This is a genomic window from Pseudomonas cichorii, from assembly GCF_003700275.1.
Taxonomy (GTDB): Bacteria; Pseudomonadota; Gammaproteobacteria; order Pseudomonadales; family Pseudomonadaceae; genus Aquipseudomonas; species Aquipseudomonas cichorii_B.
This window is the reverse complement of record NZ_RBRE01000033.1, coordinates 40,683-58,959: the sequence shown is the minus strand read 5'-3', so window position 1 is coordinate 58,959 and position 18,277 is coordinate 40,683. Positions and strand designations below refer to the sequence as shown.

Genomic DNA, 18,277 nt, shown 5'->3' with positions numbered 1-18,277 from the left:
GCGGCTGGTCGATCTGCGCCAACCTTCATCAAGTTGTCATGCATTCGCCGCCTGATCGTCATGCCCTGGCGTCAGTCTGTACTCCCGCAACGTAATTGGGAGACAGGACATGGCCCGGCATTACGATGACTTACCCAACAGCGCCGTCAAGACTCGCCGTCAGCAGGAAGATCAGCGTCGCATGGAGTTTCGGCGTGCGATTGAAAGCTACTGTGAGGCGCGTCAACTCAATCAGGATCTCTGCGATTACATGGATGGCATAACCGCCAATAACCATTGGCAGGCTAACCAGCCGTCCGCGGACGTCCGTCGAAACGCTCGACCAGCTGGCTGATCTGCGCACGCTCGGTGCGAATGAACGCAAGGAAGGCGTGAGCGACGGGAGACAGGCGTTTATCCCTGGCTTGTACCACGCACCAGCTACGATAGAGCGGCAACTCGGCCACCGGCAGCTCCTTGAGGGTGCCGGTGGCGAGTTCCATGCTGACTGCGTGGCGGGTCATTACCGCCAGGCCGAGTCCGGCGACCACGCATTCGCGCTGGGCCTCGCTGGATGACACTTCCTGAGTCTGGGTGAAGTGCACGCGCTTTTCCTTGAAGTATTCCTCACAGGCTTTTCGGGTTCCCGATCCGGCTTCGCGAATCAGCAACGGCCAGGGCTCCAGGTCTTTCAGGCTCAATTGTTCATGGGCGCACAACGGATGCTCCGCGGGCGCGACCGCGACAATCGGGTTGTTGAGAAACGGCAGGAACTCCAGGCCCATGTCCTGCGGCACCATCGACATCACCACCAGATCGTCGCGGTTATCCGACAGACGCCGGATGACCAGGGCGCGGTTTACCACGGTCAGGTTCAGGATGACTTCCGGATGCTGGCGCTTGAAGGCGGCGAACAGGTGCGGGATGAAGTATTTGCAGCTCGACTCTATCGCCAGTTTCAACTGGCCCTGAAGCGAGCCCTGCATATCGGAAAGCTGCATATCCAGGTTTTCCAGCCGGCCAAAGATGTCGCGGCTGGCCAGTTGCAACGCTTCGGCGGCTTCGGTCAGGTACAGCTTCTTGCCGACATACTCGAACAATGGCTGGCCGATCAGCTCTTCAAGCTGGCGGATCTGCAGGCTGACAGCTGGCTGGGTGAGTGACATTTCCTCGGCAGCGCGGCTGTAGGAGCGCAGGTCGCACACCTCATTGAAGATCCGTAGCTGCCGTAATGTCATACGCATCAATGACTTACGCATTATCAAAAACTCCGGCCAATAGCTGAAGTGCTGACTATAAGCTTTTGCTTATATCTATCCCAATTTTTACTCATTTTTATTAATCACTGATCGGGCATAGGGTGTCCCTGCGTCATCGGGCCACATACGCAGTTACAAAAAGTCAGTAACTACACTGCGTCATGCGGCCTTGCGCCGACCGGCCGTGCCGGTTCGATAGTCCTTATGGTCGAGGAAATGCCAGTGATAACAAAAATCCTGATCGCCAACCGTGGAGAGATCGCCGTTCGGATCGTGCGTGCATGCGCCGAGATGGGCATCCGCTCGGTAGCGATCTTTTCGGACGCCGACCGTCATGCATTGCATGTCAAACGTGCCGACGAAGCCTATAGCATTGGCGCTGAACCTCTAGCCGGTTACCTGAACCCGCGCAAGCTGGTGAACCTGGCGGTGGAAACCGGATGCGATGCATTGCATCCCGGTTACGGCTTCCTCTCGGAAAACGCCGAGCTGGCGGAAATCTGTGCCGAGCGCGGCGTGAAATTCATCGGCCCGTCTGCCGAGGTCATCCGCCGCATGGGCGACAAGACCGAAGCGCGGCGCAGCATGATCAAGGCCGGCGTACCGGTCACGCCGGGCACCGAAGGCAACGTTGCGGACATTCATGAGGCGTTGCTGGAAGGCGACCGCATCGGGTACCCGGTGATGCTCAAGGCGACTTCCGGTGGTGGTGGGCGTGGCATTCGCCGCTGCAACAGTCGCGAAGAGCTGGAGCAGGCGTTTCCGCGAGTGATTTCCGAAGCCACCAAGGCGTTCGGTTCGGCAGAAGTCTTCCTGGAAAAGTGCATCGTCAATCCCAAGCACATCGAGGCGCAGATTCTCGGCGACAGCTTTGGCAATGTGGTGCATCTGTTCGAGCGTGACTGTTCCATCCAGCGCCGCAACCAGAAGCTGATCGAAATCGCCCCCAGCCCGCAACTGACGCCTGAGCAGCGCGCCTATATCGGCGACCTGTCGGTGCGTGCCGCCAAGGCGGTGGGTTACGAGAATGCCGGGACTGTGGAGTTCCTGCTCGCCGATGGCGAGGTGTACTTCATGGAGATGAATACCCGGGTGCAGGTGGAGCACACCATCACCGAAGAAATCACCGGCATCGATATCGTTCGCGAGCAGATCCGCATCGCGTCCGGCCTTGCGCTGTCGATCAAGCAGGAAGACATCATTCACCGCGGTTTCGCCCTGCAATTCCGGATCAATGCCGAGGATCCGAAGAACAACTTCCTGCCCAGTTTCGGCAAGATCACCCGTTATTACGCGCCCGGCGGGCCTGGGGTGCGCACCGATACGGCGATTTACACCGGCTACACGATCCCGCCGTACTACGACTCGATGTGCCTGAAACTGATTGTCTGGGCGCTGACCTGGGAAGAGGCGATGGACCGCGGCCTGCGTGCGCTGGATGACATGCGGCTGCAGGGCGTGAAGACCACGGCTGCCTATTATCAGGAAATCCTGCGCAACCCCGAGTTCCGCAGTGGCCGGTTCAATACCAGCTTCGTTGAAAGCCATCCTGAACTGACCAACTACTCGATCAAGCGCAAACCTGAAGAGCTGGCCCTGGCCATCGCTGCCGCCATCGCTGCCCACGCGGGCTTATGAAAGTTTCAGCGGCAAGCTGCAAGCGCAAAGCTACAAGTAAAAGCAGACTCGCTTTTTACTTGCCGCTTGTAGCTTGAAGCTTGCTGCTATGAGGAGATAAAAAATGCCGAAGAAGATCTTTGTCACCGACACAATCCTGCGTGATGCACATCAGTCGCTTCTGGCCACTCGCATGCGTACCGAAGACATGCTGCCGATCTGCGACAAGCTCGACAAGGTTGGCTACTGGTCGCTGGAAATGTGGGGCGGCGCGACCTTCGATGCCTGCGTGCGTTTTCTCAAGGAAGACCCGTGGGAGCGCCTGCGCCAGTTGCGTGCGGCCTTGCCCAATACCCGCCTGCAAATGCTGCTGCGTGGCCAGAACCTGCTGGGTTATCGCCATTACAGTGATGACGTGGTGCAGGCCTTCGTCGCCAAGGCGGCGGAAAACGGGATCGACGTCTTCCGTATCTTCGATGCCATGAACGATGTGCGTAACCTGCGCGTCGCCATCGAAGCGGTGAAAAAGGCTGGCAAACATGCTCAGGGCACCATTGCCTACACCACCAGCCCGGTACACACCATCGACGCATTCGTGGAGCAGGCCCGGCAGATGGAAGCCATGGGTTGCGACTCGGTGGCGATCAAGGACATGGCTGGCTTGCTGACGCCTTACGCCACTGGCGAACTGGTCAAGGCCCTGAAGGCCGAGCAGTCGCTGCCGGTGTTTATCCATTCCCATGACACCGCCGGCCTGGCGGCCATGTGTCAGCTCAAGGCGGTCGAAAACGGTGCCGATCATATCGACACGGCAATCTCCAGCTTCGCCTGGGGCACCAGCCATCCTGGGACCGAATCCATGGTCGCGGCGCTCAAGGGCAGCGAGTTCGACACTGGCCTGGATCTGGAGCTGTTGCAGGAAATCGGCCTGTACTTCTATGCCGTGCGCAAGAAGTACCACCAGTTCGAGAGCGAATTCACCGCCGTGGACACCCGCGTGCAGGTCAATCAGGTGCCGGGCGGGATGATTTCCAACCTGGCCAACCAGCTCAAGGAGCAGGGCGCACTCAGCCGCATGAGCGAAGTGCTGGCCGAGATCCCGCGGGTGCGCAAGGACCTGGGTTATCCACCGCTGGTGACCCCGACTTCACAGATCGTCGGCACTCAGGCGTTCTTCAACGTCCTGGCCGGCGAGCGTTACAAGACCATCACCAATGAAGTGAAGCTGTACCTGCAAGGCGGCTATGGCAAGGCGCCGGGTGATGTGGATGAAAAGCTGCGTCGCCAGGCCATCGGCAACGAGGAACTGATCGATGTGCGCCCGGCTGATCTGCTCAAGCCGGAAATGACCAAGCTGCGGGCTGACGTCGGCGACCTCGCGCAATCCGAAGAAGACGTGCTGACCTTCGCCATGTTCCCGGACATCGGGCGCAAGTTCCTTGAGGAGCGTGCGGCGGGCACCCTGAAACCTGAAGAACTGTTGCCGATCCCGGAAGCGGGCAGCGTCAGCCGGGCGAGCGGAGAAGGGGTGCCGACCGAGTTCGTGATCGACGTGCACGGCGAAACCTATCGGGTGGATATCACCGGTGTCGGGGTCAAGGCCGAGGGCAAGCGTCACTTCTATCTGTCCATCGATGGCATGCCGGAAGAAGTGGTGTTCGAGCCGCTCAACGAGTTCGTCGGCGGCGGCGCCAGCAAACGCCAGCAAGCCCATGCACCAGGTCATGTCAGCACCACCATGCCTGGCAACATCGTCGATGTGCTGGTCAAGGAAGGCGATACGGTCAAGGCCGGTCAGGCTGTGCTGATTACCGAAGCGATGAAGATGGAAACCGAAGTCCAGGCGTCCATCGCCGGCAAGGTGGTCGCCATTCATGTTGCCAAGGGCGACCGGGTCAACCCGGGCGAGATTCTGGTCGAGATCGAATAAATATTCGGCCCCGGTAGGAGCGAACTCATTCGCGAGGGGCCGGTTCATCCAGTGAAAGATGTAGCGTCTTGAGCGCCGTCTTCCCGGATAAATCCGGTGCCACCGGTTTCTGGTCTGCTGAACGATTTTCCTCGGGGGAGCACATGTGGCTCCCCTTTTTTATGGCTGGCAGATCAGCCGCGAAACGCCTCCAGTGTCTTCAGCTGTTGCCCGTCCCGGAAGTTATCCACAGCCAGCCAGCTCTCGAAAGCCTTTTGCAGTGCTGGCCATTCACTGTCCAGAATGGAATACCACGCGGTGTCCCGGTTCACGCCCTTGACCACCATATGCTGGCGGAAGACGCCTTCCTGGCTGAAACCAAAGCGATCTGCAGCGCGCCTGGAGCGGGCATTGTTGGCGTTGCACTTCCATTCCAGTCGACGGTTGCCCAGGGCAAAGGCCTCCCGCGCCAGCAAATAGATCGCCTCGGTGCCTTTGGGTGTGCGTTGCATGGCCGCGCCGAAGGTCACATGGCCTATCTCGATCCGGCCGTGGGCGGCGACGATGGACATCAGGCTGATCACACCTTGAGTCGCGCCGGTAGCCTGATCGACCACGCTGTAGAACCATGGATCGGTGTCTGCTGCATGCCGCGCCAGCCAGGCATCGAAATCCTGCCGCTCGCTGAAAGGGCCGTAAGGCAGGTAATCCCATAGTTTCCGATCGGCATCCGGCCCTTGAAGAACTAGCCACAGATCATTGCCGTGGCGAGCCGGGTCGAGTTTTTCCAGGCGGATGAAACGGCCATCCAGAGTCTTGTCGCCGGGAAGTGTTGCATGTTGCCAGTGCAGCGAGGTGTCGGACATGAGCAGACTTCCAGCCTCAAAGGGCCTTGCGAAATTGAATGTAGCCGCCGCGCTCGGCGATACGCTCATAGAGCTGAATGGCCGTTGCATTGGTTTCGTGGGTCAGCCAGTGCACCTTGTCACAATCGTCGGCCCTGGCAGTAGCGTAGACATGCTCGATCAGTTGCCTGCCAATGCCGCTGCCGCGCTGTTCGGCAGTCACGATCAGGTCCTGCAGGTAACAGGCGTTCCTGATACTCCAGTTGGAGCGATGGTAGATGAAATGCACCATGCCCACCGCCTTGCCATCCTGCCAGGCCAATGCCGCATGGGTAGGCTCGCTCGGGTCGAGGATGCGCTGCCAGGTCACCTCGCTGACGCCTTCGGCCAGTGCGGTCTTGTAGAACCGCAGGTAGGCCTGCCACAACGGCAGCCATGCGCCGTGATCGTCGGCAGTCACGGGACGGATTTGAACAGTGGTCATGGGGTTCTCCTTCAGCTCATCAAGCGAGCGATTGCCTGGTCTTGCGGATCATGGCTGGCAGCCAGGCCCTCGCGTACGCCTGCAATATCCTCGGCGCTGCGGTTCTGGCTGAGTTTGCGTTTGCCCTGCAGTCTTCCGATGGGCAGGGCGAAACCGACAATCGCGCCCAGCATCTTTTCGATGTAATCGGCCGGTGCGTCGCTCACGGACCACGGCCGGGCACGGCGTGATTCATGTTTGTCGGTCAGGCTGGCCACCAGTTGCAGCAGGCGCTGGGGATCGGTGAACACCTGCGCCTGGCCATAAGCGTGAACCGCCTGGTAATTCCAGGTCGGTACGACTTTCTCGTGCTCGGCCTTGCTCGGGTAGAAGGACGGGCTCACATAGGCATCGCCGCCGGGAAAGATCACCATGGCTTCGGTCTGGTTGGCGAGTTCGCGCCATTGCGGGTTGGCCTTGGCCAGATGCCCGTAAAGCGTGCCTTCAGTGCCCTGGTCCCGACGTAGCAGCAGCGGCAGATGAGAGGCCTGCAAGCCGTGTTCACCTTGGGTGACGAGAATCGCCAGACGGCTCTGTTCGATCCATTCATGCAACTCCTGAGTGTCGGTCTCGCTGAAAGCTTTGGGTGTGTACATGGCAATTCCCTTGGTGAATGGGTAAATCCTAGGCAAGCTAATGGTTCCTTGTAAGAGCCATTACCGAGAGATTTCAGAGGACCAATTTCATGCACTCAGGCTCACCCGCTTTTCCGCTGGACCTGGCCGGTATCGTTCTGGATCGACGTCGAGGTTTGAGTCGGCAGCTTTATCAGGCCTTGCGTCAGCGGATTCTCGAAGGCGGGCTGGGCAGCGGCACACGTTTGCCAGCGAGTCGTGACCTGGCCGAGTCCTTGTCGATTTCCCGCAACAGCGTAATGCGCGCCTACGACCAGCTTTATGCCGAAGGCTTTATCGAGGGGCGCATAGGTGATGGGACTTATGTCGCCCAGTTACCCGATCAGTTGCCGGATAAAACAGTGAAGCTTGAAAATCCGTCGGCCAGAAAATTATCCACTGAACTATCCACAGGCTTATCAACAAGGTTACGCACAGGTTTATCCACATTTCCTGCTGAAAATGTTCTAAATGCGACAAATCAAGTTATCCACAGCACGGCGCTGGATCTCGTTCAAAAGCACCACTTGAATACCCCGCTCAAGGGCGCGCCCTGCGCATTTCGGGTGGGGGTTCCGGCTTTCGATCTTTTCCCTTTTGCCATATGGGGCAAGCTGCATGCGGCTTTTTGGCGCAAGCCGGATCTTGCCCGGCTAGGGTATGGCGAGGCAGCGGGAGAGTGGCGACTTAGAGAGCTGATTGCCTTGTACCTGCGTTCTTCTCGCGGGTTGCACTGCTCGGCTGAACAAATAGTGATCACCAGTGGCGCACAGCAGGCAATAAGCCTTTGTGCACAGTTGCTGCTTGAGGCCGGAGACGGGGTAGCAGTGGAAAATCCGGGCTATCGTGCGGCGGGCCATGCCTTTGCCGTTGCGGGTGCGCGCTTGCAGGGTATTGCTGTGGATGAAGACGGCATGCGCTGTGCGGAGCTTGAGCAGGCTGGCTGCAAACTGGCCTATGTCACGCCATCGCATCAATATCCCACCGGTGTGGTCATGAGCCTGGCTCGCCGCCTGGAATTACTGGCCTGGGCGCAAAACAGCCAGGGCTGGATTATCGAAGACGATTATGACGGTGAGTACCGGTACAGCGGCGCGCCATTGGCACCTTTGGCGGCGTTGGACAGGGATGGCCGGGTTTTATATATCGGGACGTTCAGCAAAGTGGTTTTCCCGGCGTTACGCCTGGGTTATCTGGTCTTGCCGCAAAGTCTGGTCAAGCCGTTCAGCCAGCGCCGCGGTGTGGACATGCGTCACTCCGAAGCCAGCACCCAGGCGGTGATGGCGCAATTCATTGCCGATGGACACTTTCAGCGGCATGTCCGGCGCATGCGCCGGGCGGCCTTGAGTCGTCGCAATGCCCTGCTGGCAGGCTGGCCTGAGAGTGTTCCGGGCTGCAGCGCGATGCCCCGAGTCGTTGCCGGCCTGCATGTCACCGTGCGCGTCGACAGCCTGGCGCGTGAGCGTGAGTTGATCGAAAAAGCCGCCGGTGTCGATGTCGAAATCAGTCCGTTGAGTCATTTCTGGCTGCCGGAATCCGCCGAGCCTGTGGATAACCGTGCCGGCCTGGTGCTGGGTTTTGCCGGCGTGCCGGAAGCCGCGATTGCCGAAGCGCTGGACCGGTTGCGCAAGGTCTGGTGAGTTGGCCCCGCACGGGCAAACGGGGGACATCGGCAGGAGAGAATTCATGCTCGAAAAGCCTGATCCGATCCCACCTCAATACACCCCGAAACGAACCATCTGCCGCAAACGTATTCAAACCCCAGGCAGTAGGTCGGGAATTTTGCAGTCCGACATTCTTATCGGTGAGGTGATTCTTGCGGCAGGCGATCATTCAGAAGTGCCAGTTTCTGAGCAAGACAATTGGTTATGTGGGGTGGTCGCTTTTCTGGCTGCTGATCTGGGACGTTATTGTTACGGTCGACTTCATGTTGTACCTGGAGCGCAAGATCACGCTGCCCTCCATGCCGTTGACTCTGCTGGGCTCGTCCCTGGTGGTGTTGATCAGCTTTCGTAACTCCAGCGCCTATAACCGCTGGTGGGAAGCCCGAACCTTGTGGGGGGCAATGGTCAACAGCTCGCGCAGCTTCGCCCGGCAGGCATTGACGCTGATCGATGACGAGAACGGCATCAACCCGGCCAAGGCGGTGTTGCTGCGTCGCCATGTGGCCTACGTGAAAGCCCTGACGGCGCATTTGAAGGGTGATGTCACTCAGGCAGATATCCAGGCCTTGATTCCCCGGGCAGAGTTCGAGCGCCGCCAGGACACCAATAATTTTCCCAACGACCTGCTCAATGCCAGCGCTGCGCTGATCGCCAAGGAATACAAGGCTGGCCGTCTGGACAGCATTCGCCTGGCCCGTCTCGAATCGACCATGGTGGATATTTCCAACTGCCAGGGCGGCATGGAGCGGATTGCCAATACGCCGCTGCCTTATCCTTATGTGGCATTCCCGCGGTTGTTCATCACCCTGTTCTGTCTGATCGTGCCCATCGGTCTGGTGGAAACCCTGGGCTGGTTCACGCCACTGGCGTCGACCGTGGTGGGCTTCATGCTGTTGGCCATCGAGAAGATCGGTACCGATCTGCAGAGCCCGTTTCGTGCCAGCGAACACGAGATTCAGATGACCGCACTGTGCGAGAACATCGAGCGCAACCTGGATTCGATGCTCAGAGACGCAGAGGTGGAAAGCAAGGGTTAGGCAATCAGGAATAAGCAGGTGCCCGGTCATGAAAAACTGACAGGGCGTTCTGTCAGTTCTATCAGGTCACAGGTGCACCGCTCCGGCATAGGCTAGCGATAACTCTTTCCGGGAGTATCGCCATGAAGCGCTTGAGACTCGGTGTGCTGTCCATCCTGATACTGATGGCGCAAGCCGCCAGTGCCGATGATCTTCGTGGCAATACGCCTCAAGGCACGCGCACCGACGGCAATGATGAAATCGTGTTGCAGGGGTTTCACTGGAACTCCAGCCGTTCGAGCCCCGACAGTTGGTACAGCGTACTGAAAAGCATGGCACCACAGATTCAGGCCGATGGCTTTACCTCGGTGTGGATGCCCGTGCCATGGCGCGACATCTCGCGCTGGAGCGATCCGGGCACTGGCGCTTCGGGTGGTGGCGAAGGGTATTTCTGGCAGGACTTCGACAAGAACAGCGCTTATGGCAGCGATGCGCAATTGCGTCAGGCTGTCGATGCGTTGAGCGCGGGCAACATCAAGGTCATTTATGACGTGGTGCCCAACCATATGGATCGACAGCATGTCGGGCCAGCGCTCAAGGAGCCGCTCGGCGACAAGGCAAACTGGCGCGACGGTTGCGCACAGTGTGACGATGGCGATCCGTTCATGGGCGGTGAAGCCGACCTCAACACCCAGAGCGCGGTGGTCTACAACCTCTTCAAGAATGAGTTTCTGAACCTGCGCGACCATTATTCCGCCGACGGCCTGCGTTTCGATTTTGTGAAAGGCTACAGCGCGACAACTGTGGATAACTGGATGAAGGCGTTCGGCGACCAGCATTTCTGTGTGGGCGAACTCTGGAAAGCGCCGAACGAATATCCCGCCAATGACTGGCGACATAACGCCACCTGGCAGGACGGTCTGAAAGTCTGGTCCGATCAGTCGCATTGCACAGTCTTCGACTTCGCCCTCAAGGAGCGCATGCAAAACGCCGGGCTGGCCGAATGGCGTTATGGGCTCAATGGCAATCCCGATCCGGCATGGCGTGCGGCGGCAGTCACTTTTGTCGATAACCATGACACCGGTTATTCGCCGGGAGCCAACGGTGGCCAGCATCACTGGTCGCTGCCAGAGCCTCTGCGCGATCAGGCCTATGCCTACATTCTCAGCAGTCCCGGCACGCCGACGGTCTATTGGCCGGACATGTATGACTGGCCGCGCGGGCAGTTGCTGCGCCAGTTGATCCAGATCCGTCGCAGTGCCGGGATCAAGGCCGACTCCCCGATCAGCTTTCTGGATAATTATTCCGGTCTGGTTGCCGAAGTCACCGGCTCGCAACAGATGCTGCTGGTGGCGCTGGGTTCCAACCTGAAAAGCGAGAGCGTGCCGGGCAGTTTCAGCCAGGCACTGGTGGCGGGCGACAATGGGGCGATACGCATCTGGCGCGCCAAAGGGGTCGATGTGCAGTTTCGCTGTGCCAAGGGCGAGACCCAGGTAGGCGATGCTGTGTATGTGTGGGATCAGGCTTTGAGCTGGGCGAGTGGAACCCGGCGCGAGCGGTGCGCCTGAGCGATCTGAGTCAGTATCCCGACTGGCAGGGCCAGATCCGGCTTGCCGAAAATACCCGTTATGAATGGAAATGCATCGTGCGCAGCGAGAGTGAGCCGAGCAAGGTCATCAAATGGCAGGAGGGGGCGAATACGGGGGTTGTTGCGCAGGAGAAAGCGAGTAGTACTGCAAGCTTCTAGGGGTTGTCGAAGCGTCAGGACCGACCGGGGTCGATCCTGATTCTTCATGTGCGGGGAACGGCTTAACGCAGCTCGCCACACAGATCCAGCTCAACCAGACGCCGGACTTCTGCAGTTTCCAGACCGGCACCGAGCAGCGCGTGCAACTTGCCGAACGCTGCTTCACGGGTCATGCCGCCGCCGGACAATACGCCCACGCTACGCAGGCGACTGCCTGCTTCGTAGACATCCAGCTCGACACCACCTTCATGGCATTGCGTGATCGCGACCACGCAAGTGCCCTGTTGTTGTGCACGCTCCAGACTGGCCAGAAACGCCGGGTTATCGCTCGGGCCGGTGCCGCTGCCGTAGCATTCCAGCACCAGACCTTTGATGCCGCTGGCGATCAGGCCGTCGACCTGTGCTGCACCGATACCGGGGAACAGGGGCAAGGCCGCGACATTTGCCAGGGCCCTGGGCTGGCGATAATCCAGCGCCTCGGGCAATGACGACGCAGCCTGACCACCCCGCGAACGTTGCAGCGGGGCGAACGGATGACGACCGAAGCTGCGGATTTTCGCGCAGCGGGTCGGCGCCAGCAGTTCGCCGTGGAAATACAGATGAACCCCCGATGCCAGCCCCGAGCCCAGTGCGAGCAAGGCGCCGTTGACGTTTTCCCAGGCATCGCTGTCGGGTACGCCGGCTGGCAACATGGAGCCGGTGAAGACCACCGGTGCATCGAGCCCCAGCAACTGGAAGCTCATTGCGGCCGCGCTGTAGGCGAGGGTGTCGGTGCCGTGCAAGACCAGCACCGAGTCGCAGCCATCCACATCAACGGCTTCGATCACCGCTTCACGCAGACGCAACCAGTAATCGGGCGTCATGTTGGCGCTGTCGATCAGGGGTGACATCTCGCGAAACCGCCATTGCGGCACCACCAGTTCAGGCAGGTCGGCCAGTTGCCCGGCCATTCTTGCCTCGAAACCGGAGGCTGGAGCCAGGCCATTGGCGCTGGCTTGCATGCCGATGGTGCCGCCGGTGTAGAGAACCATGACTCGCTGAGCGGGTTGATGGGCATCATGAGTCATGGTTCTCTCCTGCGGCGTTGCGATGGTTAGTTGGCTTGTGAAGCGGGCTTGCCGGCTGCGTCTGCATTGACCTCAGACTGTTGAGTCGGGTTGGCAGGCCAGGCATTGCGGTCCAGATCCAGATCCGGGAACTTGCTGGAATCGAAGACCGGAGTCTTGATGCCGGCCTTACGCTGTGCATCGTAGTCACGCAGGATGCGCATGGCGACCTTGAACAGCATGGCCAGGGCGATCAGGTTGACGAAGGCCAGCAGGGTCATGGCAATGTCGGCGAAGGCGAACACGGTCTTGAGGTCAACCACGGCACCCCAGAAGATCAGGGCCAGAACCACGATACGGAAGCCGACGATGGCCTGGATCTTCTCGCCTACCAGGAAGCGCAGGCTGTTTTCGCCCAGGTAGTAGTTGTAGAGGATCGAGGTGAACACGAACAGTGCCAGGGCAACGCTGATGAAGACCCGGCCCCAGTCGCCGACAACGGCTGCGAGGGAGTTCTGGGCCAGCACGATACCGTTGCCGCTGTAGCCGACGTCATAGATACCGGACAGCAGGATCAGCAAGGCAGTACAGGTGCAGATCAGGAACGTGTCGAGGAATACGCTGAATGCCTGGACCACGCCTTGTGCAACCGGGTGATCGACCTGTGCAACGGCAGCCACGTTCGGGGCGCTGCCCAGACCGGCTTCGTTGGCGAATACGCCGCGTTTCACACCCATCACGATTGCGCTGCCGATCAGACCGCCAAACACGGGATCAAGGCCGAATGCACTCTTGACGATGGTGACCAGCATGCCAGGAACATGTTCGATCTGAATGGCGATGACGTAGATGGTGACCGCGATGTAGGCCAGGGTCTTGACCGGTACCAGCAGGTCGGAAATGGCTGCGATACGCTTGATGCCGCCGATGAACGCCAGGCCCAGCAGTACGACCAGGCAGATGCCGGTGGTCATCTGGTCTACGCCGAAGGCGCTGTTGAGCGAGTCGGTCACGGCATGGGATTGCAGGCCGTTGAAGGACAGGCCGAAGGTCATGATCAGCAATACCGCCATGACCATGCCCAACCAGCGTTTGCCGAGGCCATGCTGGATGTAGAACGATGGACCGCCGCGGAACTGGCCTTCGGAGTCCTTGCGTTTGTAGAGCTGAGCGAGGGAACACTCGATGAAGCTGCTGGACATACCGACCAGTGCAGTTACCCACATCCAGAACACGGCACCTGGACCGCCCAGTGTCACGGCAAGGCCGACACCTGCGATGTTGCCTGCTCCGACGCGGCCTGCAAGGCTGAGCATCAAGGCCTGAAACGAACTCAGTTGACCTGCACTGCTGCGCAAGCTGTCGCGAAAAACCGCGAACATGTGGAAGAAGTGCCGAAACTGAACGAAACGGGAGCGGATCGTGAAGTAACTACCAAGGCCAACGATAAGGACGATGAGGACCTTACCCGAGAGGAAGTCGTTAATCATTTCCAACATTTTTGTTATTCCTCGCTACTTTTGAGGGGGCGCACTATACCGGTGCAAAGTTTTTACGTCTGTAGCCGCTTTCTTGTGTAACTGAATTTTCATGTGCGGTGCGAAACGACTGCTTTTGCCAGGCTCTGCAAAAGCTGGGTATTCAGGTGCCGAATGTCCTTTTGTCGGCTGGGGTCAAACAGGCAAAAAAAAGGGTCTGGAGAATCACTCCCAGACCCCCAAAAGGTGAGGGGTGTCTAAGCCCTCAACCTGGTGAGCGTGTTGCGTAAAGCATTTTCGGTCAGGCCTTCAACGGCGCCAGGCGCGGAGCAATCATGTTCTCCGGGCGCAGGATGTCGTCGAGCATCGCGTCATCGAGCAAGCCTTCTTCGCGAACCAGTTCCAGAACACCGCGGCCACTTTCCAGGGCGATGCGGGCGATACGGGTCGAGTTTTCGTAGCCGATGTAAGGGTTCAGTGCGGTGACCAGGCCAATCGAGTGCTCGACCAGTTCACGGCAACGCTGTTCATTGGCGGTGATGCCGACGATGCAATGCTCGCGCAGCATGTCCATGGCGCGTTGCAGCAGGCGGATCGAGTCGAAGATCTTGTAGGCGATCAGCGGCTCCATGACGTTGAGCTGCAACTGGCCACCTTCGGCTGCCATGGTCAGTGCCAGGTCGTTGCCGATGATTTCAAAGGCGACCTGGTTGACGGCTTCCGGAATCACCGGGTTGACCTTGCCGGGCATGATCGAGCTGCCTGGCTGACGCGCTGGCAGGTTGATTTCGTTGATGCCGGTGCGTGGACCGCTGGACAGCAGGCGCAGGTCGTTGCAGATCTTCGACAGTTTGACGGCGGTACGCTTGAGCATGCCGGAGAACAGGACGAAGGCACCCATGTCGGACGTCGCTTCGATCAGGTCGGCGGCTGGAACCAGCGGGTGGCCGCTGATGACTGCAAGGCGTTCGACAGCCAGCTTCTGGTAGCCAGGGTCGGCGTTGATGCCGGTACCGATCGCGGTACCACCCAGGTTCACTTCGGTCAGCAGTTCCGGAGCCAGAGTGCGCAGGCGGTTCAGGTCTTCGGTCAGCGTGGTGGCGAAGGCGCGGAATTCCTGGCCCAGGGTCATCGGCACGGCGTCCTGCAACTGGGTACGACCCATTTTCAGAACGTGGCTGAATTCTTCACCTTTGGCCGCGAACGCCTGGATCAGGCTTGCAAGGCTGGCGAGCATGGCGTCATGACCGAGCAGCAGACCCAGACGGATTGCCGTCGGGTAGGCATCGTTGGTCGATTGAGCCATGTTCACATCGTTGTTCGGGTGCAGGTGCTTGTATTCGCCTTTCTCGAAGCCCATGGCTTCAAGTGCGATGTTGGCGATTACTTCGTTGGCATTCATGTTGGTTGAAGTGCCAGCGCCACCCTGAATCATGTCGACCACGAACTGATCGTGGAAGTCGCCGCGGATCAGGCGTGCACAGGCTTCGCTGATCGCTGCGTACTTGGCATCGTTGAGGTGCCCGAGGGTGTGGTTTGCATCAGCTGCGGCCTGCTTGACCATGGCCAGGCCAACGACCAGTTTCGGATAGTGCGAAAGCGGTACGCCGGAGAGGTGAAAGTTATTCACTGCTCGCAGGGTCTGAATACCGTAGTAGGCGTGAGCAGGTACTTCGAGAACACCAAGCAGGTCTTTTTCGATGCGCAGTGATGCAGGCGAGGACATGATAGAGATCGTCTCAAATAAGGCACAAAAATGCCGGAACGCCGCGAATGTTGGGGTTTGAGCTTGAAATTGACCAATGCTGTTAAACGCTGCCCTATGCAATAACGGCATAATGTGAATGTGACGTGGGTTTCTCTTTGTGCGTAAACGAGACAAAATGTCGCACTTGTATTTGTTTTTGTCGCAGAGGCGACGTTATCTGGCAAATTGCGCCACGAATGAATCGGCTCGCACGGGCTGCAATCGAATGATCCTGTCCTGTTTAAGGGGGGCATGCGGTTCTGCCCGAACGGGATTTGTGGCCGCCAATGTTGCAGTCTTCACTGTGGGAGAGGCTTGCCCGCGACGGGGCAAGACGGATTTACATAGTCTGTAGAGGTCCGGGAGGGACTTGATGAATCTGGAAAGCAAATGGCTGGAAGACTTCAGTGCCCTGGCCGCCACCCGCAGCTTTTCCCAGGCGGCCGAGCGCCGCTTCGTCACCCAGCCGGCATTCAGTCGGCGTATCCGCAGTCTGGAATCGGCCCTTGGCCTGACGCTGGTCAACCGTTCGCGCACGCCGGTCGAGCTGACGGCTGCCGGCCAACTGTTTCTGGTGACCGCGCGTACGGTCGTCGAGCAACTGGGCGAAGTGGTGCGCCATCTGCATCATCTTGAAGGCGGGCAGGGTGAAGTCATACAGGTCGCGGCAGCGCACTCCCTGGCGCTCGGTTTCTTTCCGCGCTGGATCGCCCAGTTACGCAATGAAGGCTTGAACATTGCGACCCGGCTGGTGGCGACCAACGTCGGCGATGCGGTGCATGCCCTGCGTGAAGGTGGTTGCGACCTGATGCTGGCGTTCTATGATCCGGATGCGGCCTTGCAGATGGATGCGGAAATCTTCCCATCGCTGCATCTGGGGCAAACCGAAATGCTGCCGGTCTGCGCCGCAGATGCCAATGGTCAGCCATTGTTCGATATGGAAGGCGAAAACAGCGTGCCGTTGCTGGCCTACAGTGCCGGTGCTTTTCTGGGGCGTTCGGTGAACCTGTTGCTGCGTCAGCGCAACCTGCGTTTCACCACTGTTTATGAAACGGCCATGGCCGACAGCCTGAAAGGCATGGCACTCGAAGGCCTGGGCATTGCCTGGGTACCGCATCTGAGCGTGCGCGCCGAACTGGAGCGTGGCGAACTGGTGGTGTGCGGCGGCCCGCACTGGCATGTCCCGCTGGAAATTCGTCTGTATCGCTGCGCATTGGTGCGCAAGGCCAATGTGCGGTTGTTGTGGCGCAAACTTGAAGGCGGCGCGGCCCAGTAATCAGTCGCGCCGAAGTCCGGTTCAAGGGTAGTTGTCCAGGTGACGGGTAATGACCTGTTTGTTCTTGTCACTATAGATATAACAGTTGGCCCGGATGGGTTCCCGACTGGGCGTTATATTGGTTTCACACCACCAGCCATTTCTGAACAGAATCTCTGAGTGTTCATGATCGCCACCCAGCATATGGCCTATTTCGTGAGCGGCGGCCGTATAAGTCTGTATGGAGGCTACCGCTGTGTAATACCCGATGCTGGTATAGCCATAGGTGTCTGCGTTGATCTTGTGCCGTGTCAACAGCAGGTATTTGCTTGTCTGGTTTCTCGGCAGGTTCTTTTCCTCCATGTAACGGTCGACAAACCTTGTCCATTCCTCATGGCCCTTGTTCAGATCAAGGGTCTTGTAGCTGAAGCCTTTCAGGGTCGGGTGGTTCTCGATGATTTCGAGATAGACCCGGCGACCGGTAAAGCTTTCAAGGTCTTTTATCATCCATGAAAAGTAGTCGGCGCGGATGTTGGTTCGCTCGGCGGCGGGAATGTCTTCGTGCATGAAGATATAAAAGAACAGCGGGCGTTTTTCCTTGGCCTCGCTGTTGGAAAGCGGGAGTAAAACGCACAGCAGTGATACCAGGAAAGTAGCGCAAAGGGTTTTCAAATCGTTTTTCATATACATCAGTCCATGGGTTGTTACTGCGACTGCACATCCTGTGGTCGCTGGTTCAGGGTTACGGTTATTGAGCTGTCTTTATGAGGCTCAATGATCTAATAGAAAAACCTGATGGGTTGTTAGTTGGTTATTACTTCAGGCGAAGTCGGGTCTGGAGATATGGCCCGTAGGATTTTCTCCGGCAGATCTGTCGCTAGACGGGACGTTTTGCGCGCTCCCGACAGGCTCTGCATACAGATGGTCGTCAGGGGGGCTGTCATCCTTGCGCTTTGAGGTATACTGCGCGGCCTTTGGCCGGTTGAATCGGCCATTATTCCTACAACAAGCCACGCCGGCCCTCCCGCGTGGCTTGTTGTTTTTTGACGCGCCTGCGGGCGCCCGATGAGAGGCACGACGATGAGCGCACTGGTTGGCGTGATCATGGGCTCCAAGTCCGATTGGTCCACCCTTAGCCACACCGCCGATATGCTGGAAAAGCTCGGCATTCCTTATGAAGTCAAGGTGGTGTCTGCCCACCGGACGCCGGATCTGCTTTTCCAGTACGCTGAAGAGGCTGAAGGCCGGGGTATCGAAGTCATCATCGCCGGTGCCGGCGGTGCGGCTCACCTGCCAGGCATGTGCGCGGCCAAGACGCACCTGCCGGTACTGGGCGTCCCGGTGCAGTCCTCGATGCTGTCGGGCGTCGACTCCCTGCTGTCCATCGTGCAGATGCCAGCGGGTATTCCGGTTGCCACGCTGGCCATCGGCAAGGCGGGCGCGATCAACGCCGCGCTGTTGTCCGCCAGTATCCTGGGCGCCAAACACCCTCAATTCCATGCAGTGCTGAAGAAATTTCGCACTGAGCAGACAGACAGCGTGCTGGACAATCCAGACCCGCGCCACGCCTGAGGTTTT

The 18,277-nt window shown here is 58.8% G+C and carries 17 protein-coding genes; 9 read left to right on the top strand and 8 right to left on the bottom strand.

Annotated elements, in window-relative coordinates:
* Window positions 1-109: 109 nt before the first annotated feature.
* Window positions 110-334, top strand: a complete 225-nt coding sequence (locus ALQ04_RS07515) for a PA3496 family putative envelope integrity protein (protein ID WP_122315128.1) — start codon at window positions 110-112, stop codon at window positions 332-334.
* Here ALQ04_RS07515 and ALQ04_RS07510 read toward each other — a convergent pair.
* Window positions 285-1,238, bottom strand: a complete 954-nt coding sequence (locus ALQ04_RS07510; protein WP_183142130.1) for a LysR family transcriptional regulator — start codon at window positions 1,236-1,238, stop codon at window positions 285-287. The genes ALQ04_RS07515 and ALQ04_RS07510 overlap by 50 nt on opposite strands.
* Before the next feature lie 222 nt (window positions 1,239-1,460).
* Here ALQ04_RS07510 and ALQ04_RS07505 point away from each other — a divergent pair, with 222 nt between their 5' ends.
* Window positions 1,461-2,876, top strand: coding sequence for an acetyl-CoA carboxylase biotin carboxylase subunit (locus ALQ04_RS07505; protein ID WP_122315204.1), 1,416 nt, complete (start codon window positions 1,461-1,463; stop codon window positions 2,874-2,876).
* A gap of 103 nt (window positions 2,877-2,979) precedes the next feature.
* Complete coding sequence (gene oadA / locus ALQ04_RS07500) at window positions 2,980-4,785, top strand: sodium-extruding oxaloacetate decarboxylase subunit alpha (RefSeq protein ID WP_122315127.1); 1,806 nt, start codon at window positions 2,980-2,982, stop codon at window positions 4,783-4,785.
* Between the two features lie 173 nt (window positions 4,786-4,958).
* On the opposite strand, the gene ALQ04_RS07495 is transcribed toward oadA, so the two are convergent.
* The 3 genes from ALQ04_RS07495 to ALQ04_RS07485 are packed head-to-tail and all read right to left on the bottom strand — an operon-like array spanning window position 4,959 to window position 6,728.
* Window positions 4,959-5,630 (bottom strand): GNAT family N-acetyltransferase, encoded by a 672-nt coding sequence (locus ALQ04_RS07495; protein ID WP_122315126.1) that lies wholly within the window; start codon window positions 5,628-5,630, stop codon window positions 4,959-4,961.
* A gap of 16 nt (window positions 5,631-5,646) precedes the next feature.
* Complete coding sequence (locus ALQ04_RS07490) at window positions 5,647-6,093, bottom strand: GNAT family N-acetyltransferase (protein ID WP_122315125.1); 447 nt, start codon at window positions 6,091-6,093, stop codon at window positions 5,647-5,649.
* 11 nt (window positions 6,094-6,104) lie between these two features.
* Window positions 6,105-6,728: an FMN-binding negative transcriptional regulator gene (locus ALQ04_RS07485; RefSeq protein ID WP_122315124.1), complete on the bottom strand. Its 624-nt coding sequence runs from the start codon at window positions 6,726-6,728 to the stop codon at window positions 6,105-6,107.
* An 89-nt stretch (window positions 6,729-6,817) separates the two neighbouring features.
* On the opposite strand from ALQ04_RS07485, the gene ALQ04_RS07480 reads away from it, so the two are divergent.
* The 4 genes from ALQ04_RS07480 to ALQ04_RS27190 all read left to right on the top strand — a co-directional run bounded on the left by ALQ04_RS07480 (window position 6,818) and on the right by ALQ04_RS27190 (window position 11,173).
* Window positions 6,818-8,386: a PLP-dependent aminotransferase family protein gene (locus tag ALQ04_RS07480; protein ID WP_122315123.1), complete on the top strand. Its 1,569-nt coding sequence runs from the start codon at window positions 6,818-6,820 to the stop codon at window positions 8,384-8,386.
* Window positions 8,387-8,562: 176 nt separating this feature from the next.
* Window positions 8,563-9,447: a bestrophin family protein gene (locus tag ALQ04_RS07475; protein WP_122315122.1), complete on the top strand. Its 885-nt coding sequence runs from the start codon at window positions 8,563-8,565 to the stop codon at window positions 9,445-9,447.
* A 122-nt stretch (window positions 9,448-9,569) separates the two neighbouring features.
* Window positions 9,570-10,994 (top strand): glucan 1,4-alpha-maltotetraohydrolase domain-containing protein, encoded by a 1,425-nt coding sequence (locus ALQ04_RS07470; protein WP_259644961.1) that lies wholly within the window; start codon window positions 9,570-9,572, stop codon window positions 10,992-10,994.
* Complete coding sequence (locus tag ALQ04_RS27190; RefSeq protein ID WP_310886502.1) at window positions 10,940-11,173, top strand: carbohydrate-binding module family 20 domain-containing protein; 234 nt, start codon at window positions 10,940-10,942, stop codon at window positions 11,171-11,173. The genes ALQ04_RS07470 and ALQ04_RS27190 overlap by 55 nt, the downstream gene beginning before the upstream one ends.
* A gap of 62 nt (window positions 11,174-11,235) precedes the next feature.
* Here ALQ04_RS27190 and ALQ04_RS07465 read toward each other — a convergent pair whose 3' ends face one another.
* From ALQ04_RS07465 to aspA, 3 genes are all read right to left on the bottom strand, one after another.
* Window positions 11,236-12,240 (bottom strand): asparaginase, encoded by a 1,005-nt coding sequence (locus ALQ04_RS07465; RefSeq protein WP_122315121.1) that lies wholly within the window; start codon window positions 12,238-12,240, stop codon window positions 11,236-11,238.
* 26 nt (window positions 12,241-12,266) lie between these two features.
* Window positions 12,267-13,718: a sodium:alanine symporter family protein gene (locus ALQ04_RS07460; RefSeq protein ID WP_122315120.1), complete on the bottom strand. Its 1,452-nt coding sequence runs from the start codon at window positions 13,716-13,718 to the stop codon at window positions 12,267-12,269.
* Between the two features lie 280 nt (window positions 13,719-13,998).
* Window positions 13,999-15,423, bottom strand: coding sequence for an aspartate ammonia-lyase (aspA, locus tag ALQ04_RS07455; protein WP_122315119.1), 1,425 nt, complete (start codon window positions 15,421-15,423; stop codon window positions 13,999-14,001).
* Window positions 15,424-15,817: 394 nt separating this feature from the next.
* On the opposite strand from aspA, the gene ALQ04_RS07450 reads away from it, so the two are divergent.
* Window positions 15,818-16,720, top strand: a complete 903-nt coding sequence (locus tag ALQ04_RS07450; protein ID WP_122315118.1) for a LysR substrate-binding domain-containing protein — start codon at window positions 15,818-15,820, stop codon at window positions 16,718-16,720.
* Between the two features lie 21 nt (window positions 16,721-16,741).
* Here the strand turns inward: ALQ04_RS07450 and ALQ04_RS07445 are convergent, their stop codons facing one another.
* Window positions 16,742-17,383 (bottom strand): hypothetical protein, encoded by a 642-nt coding sequence (locus tag ALQ04_RS07445; RefSeq protein ID WP_147466572.1) that lies wholly within the window; start codon window positions 17,381-17,383, stop codon window positions 16,742-16,744.
* A gap of 396 nt (window positions 17,384-17,779) precedes the next feature.
* Between ALQ04_RS07445 and purE the strand changes: the two genes are divergently transcribed.
* Complete coding sequence (purE, locus tag ALQ04_RS07440) at window positions 17,780-18,271, top strand: 5-(carboxyamino)imidazole ribonucleotide mutase (protein ID WP_025262557.1); 492 nt, start codon at window positions 17,780-17,782, stop codon at window positions 18,269-18,271.
* Window positions 18,272-18,277 lie beyond the last annotated feature (6 nt).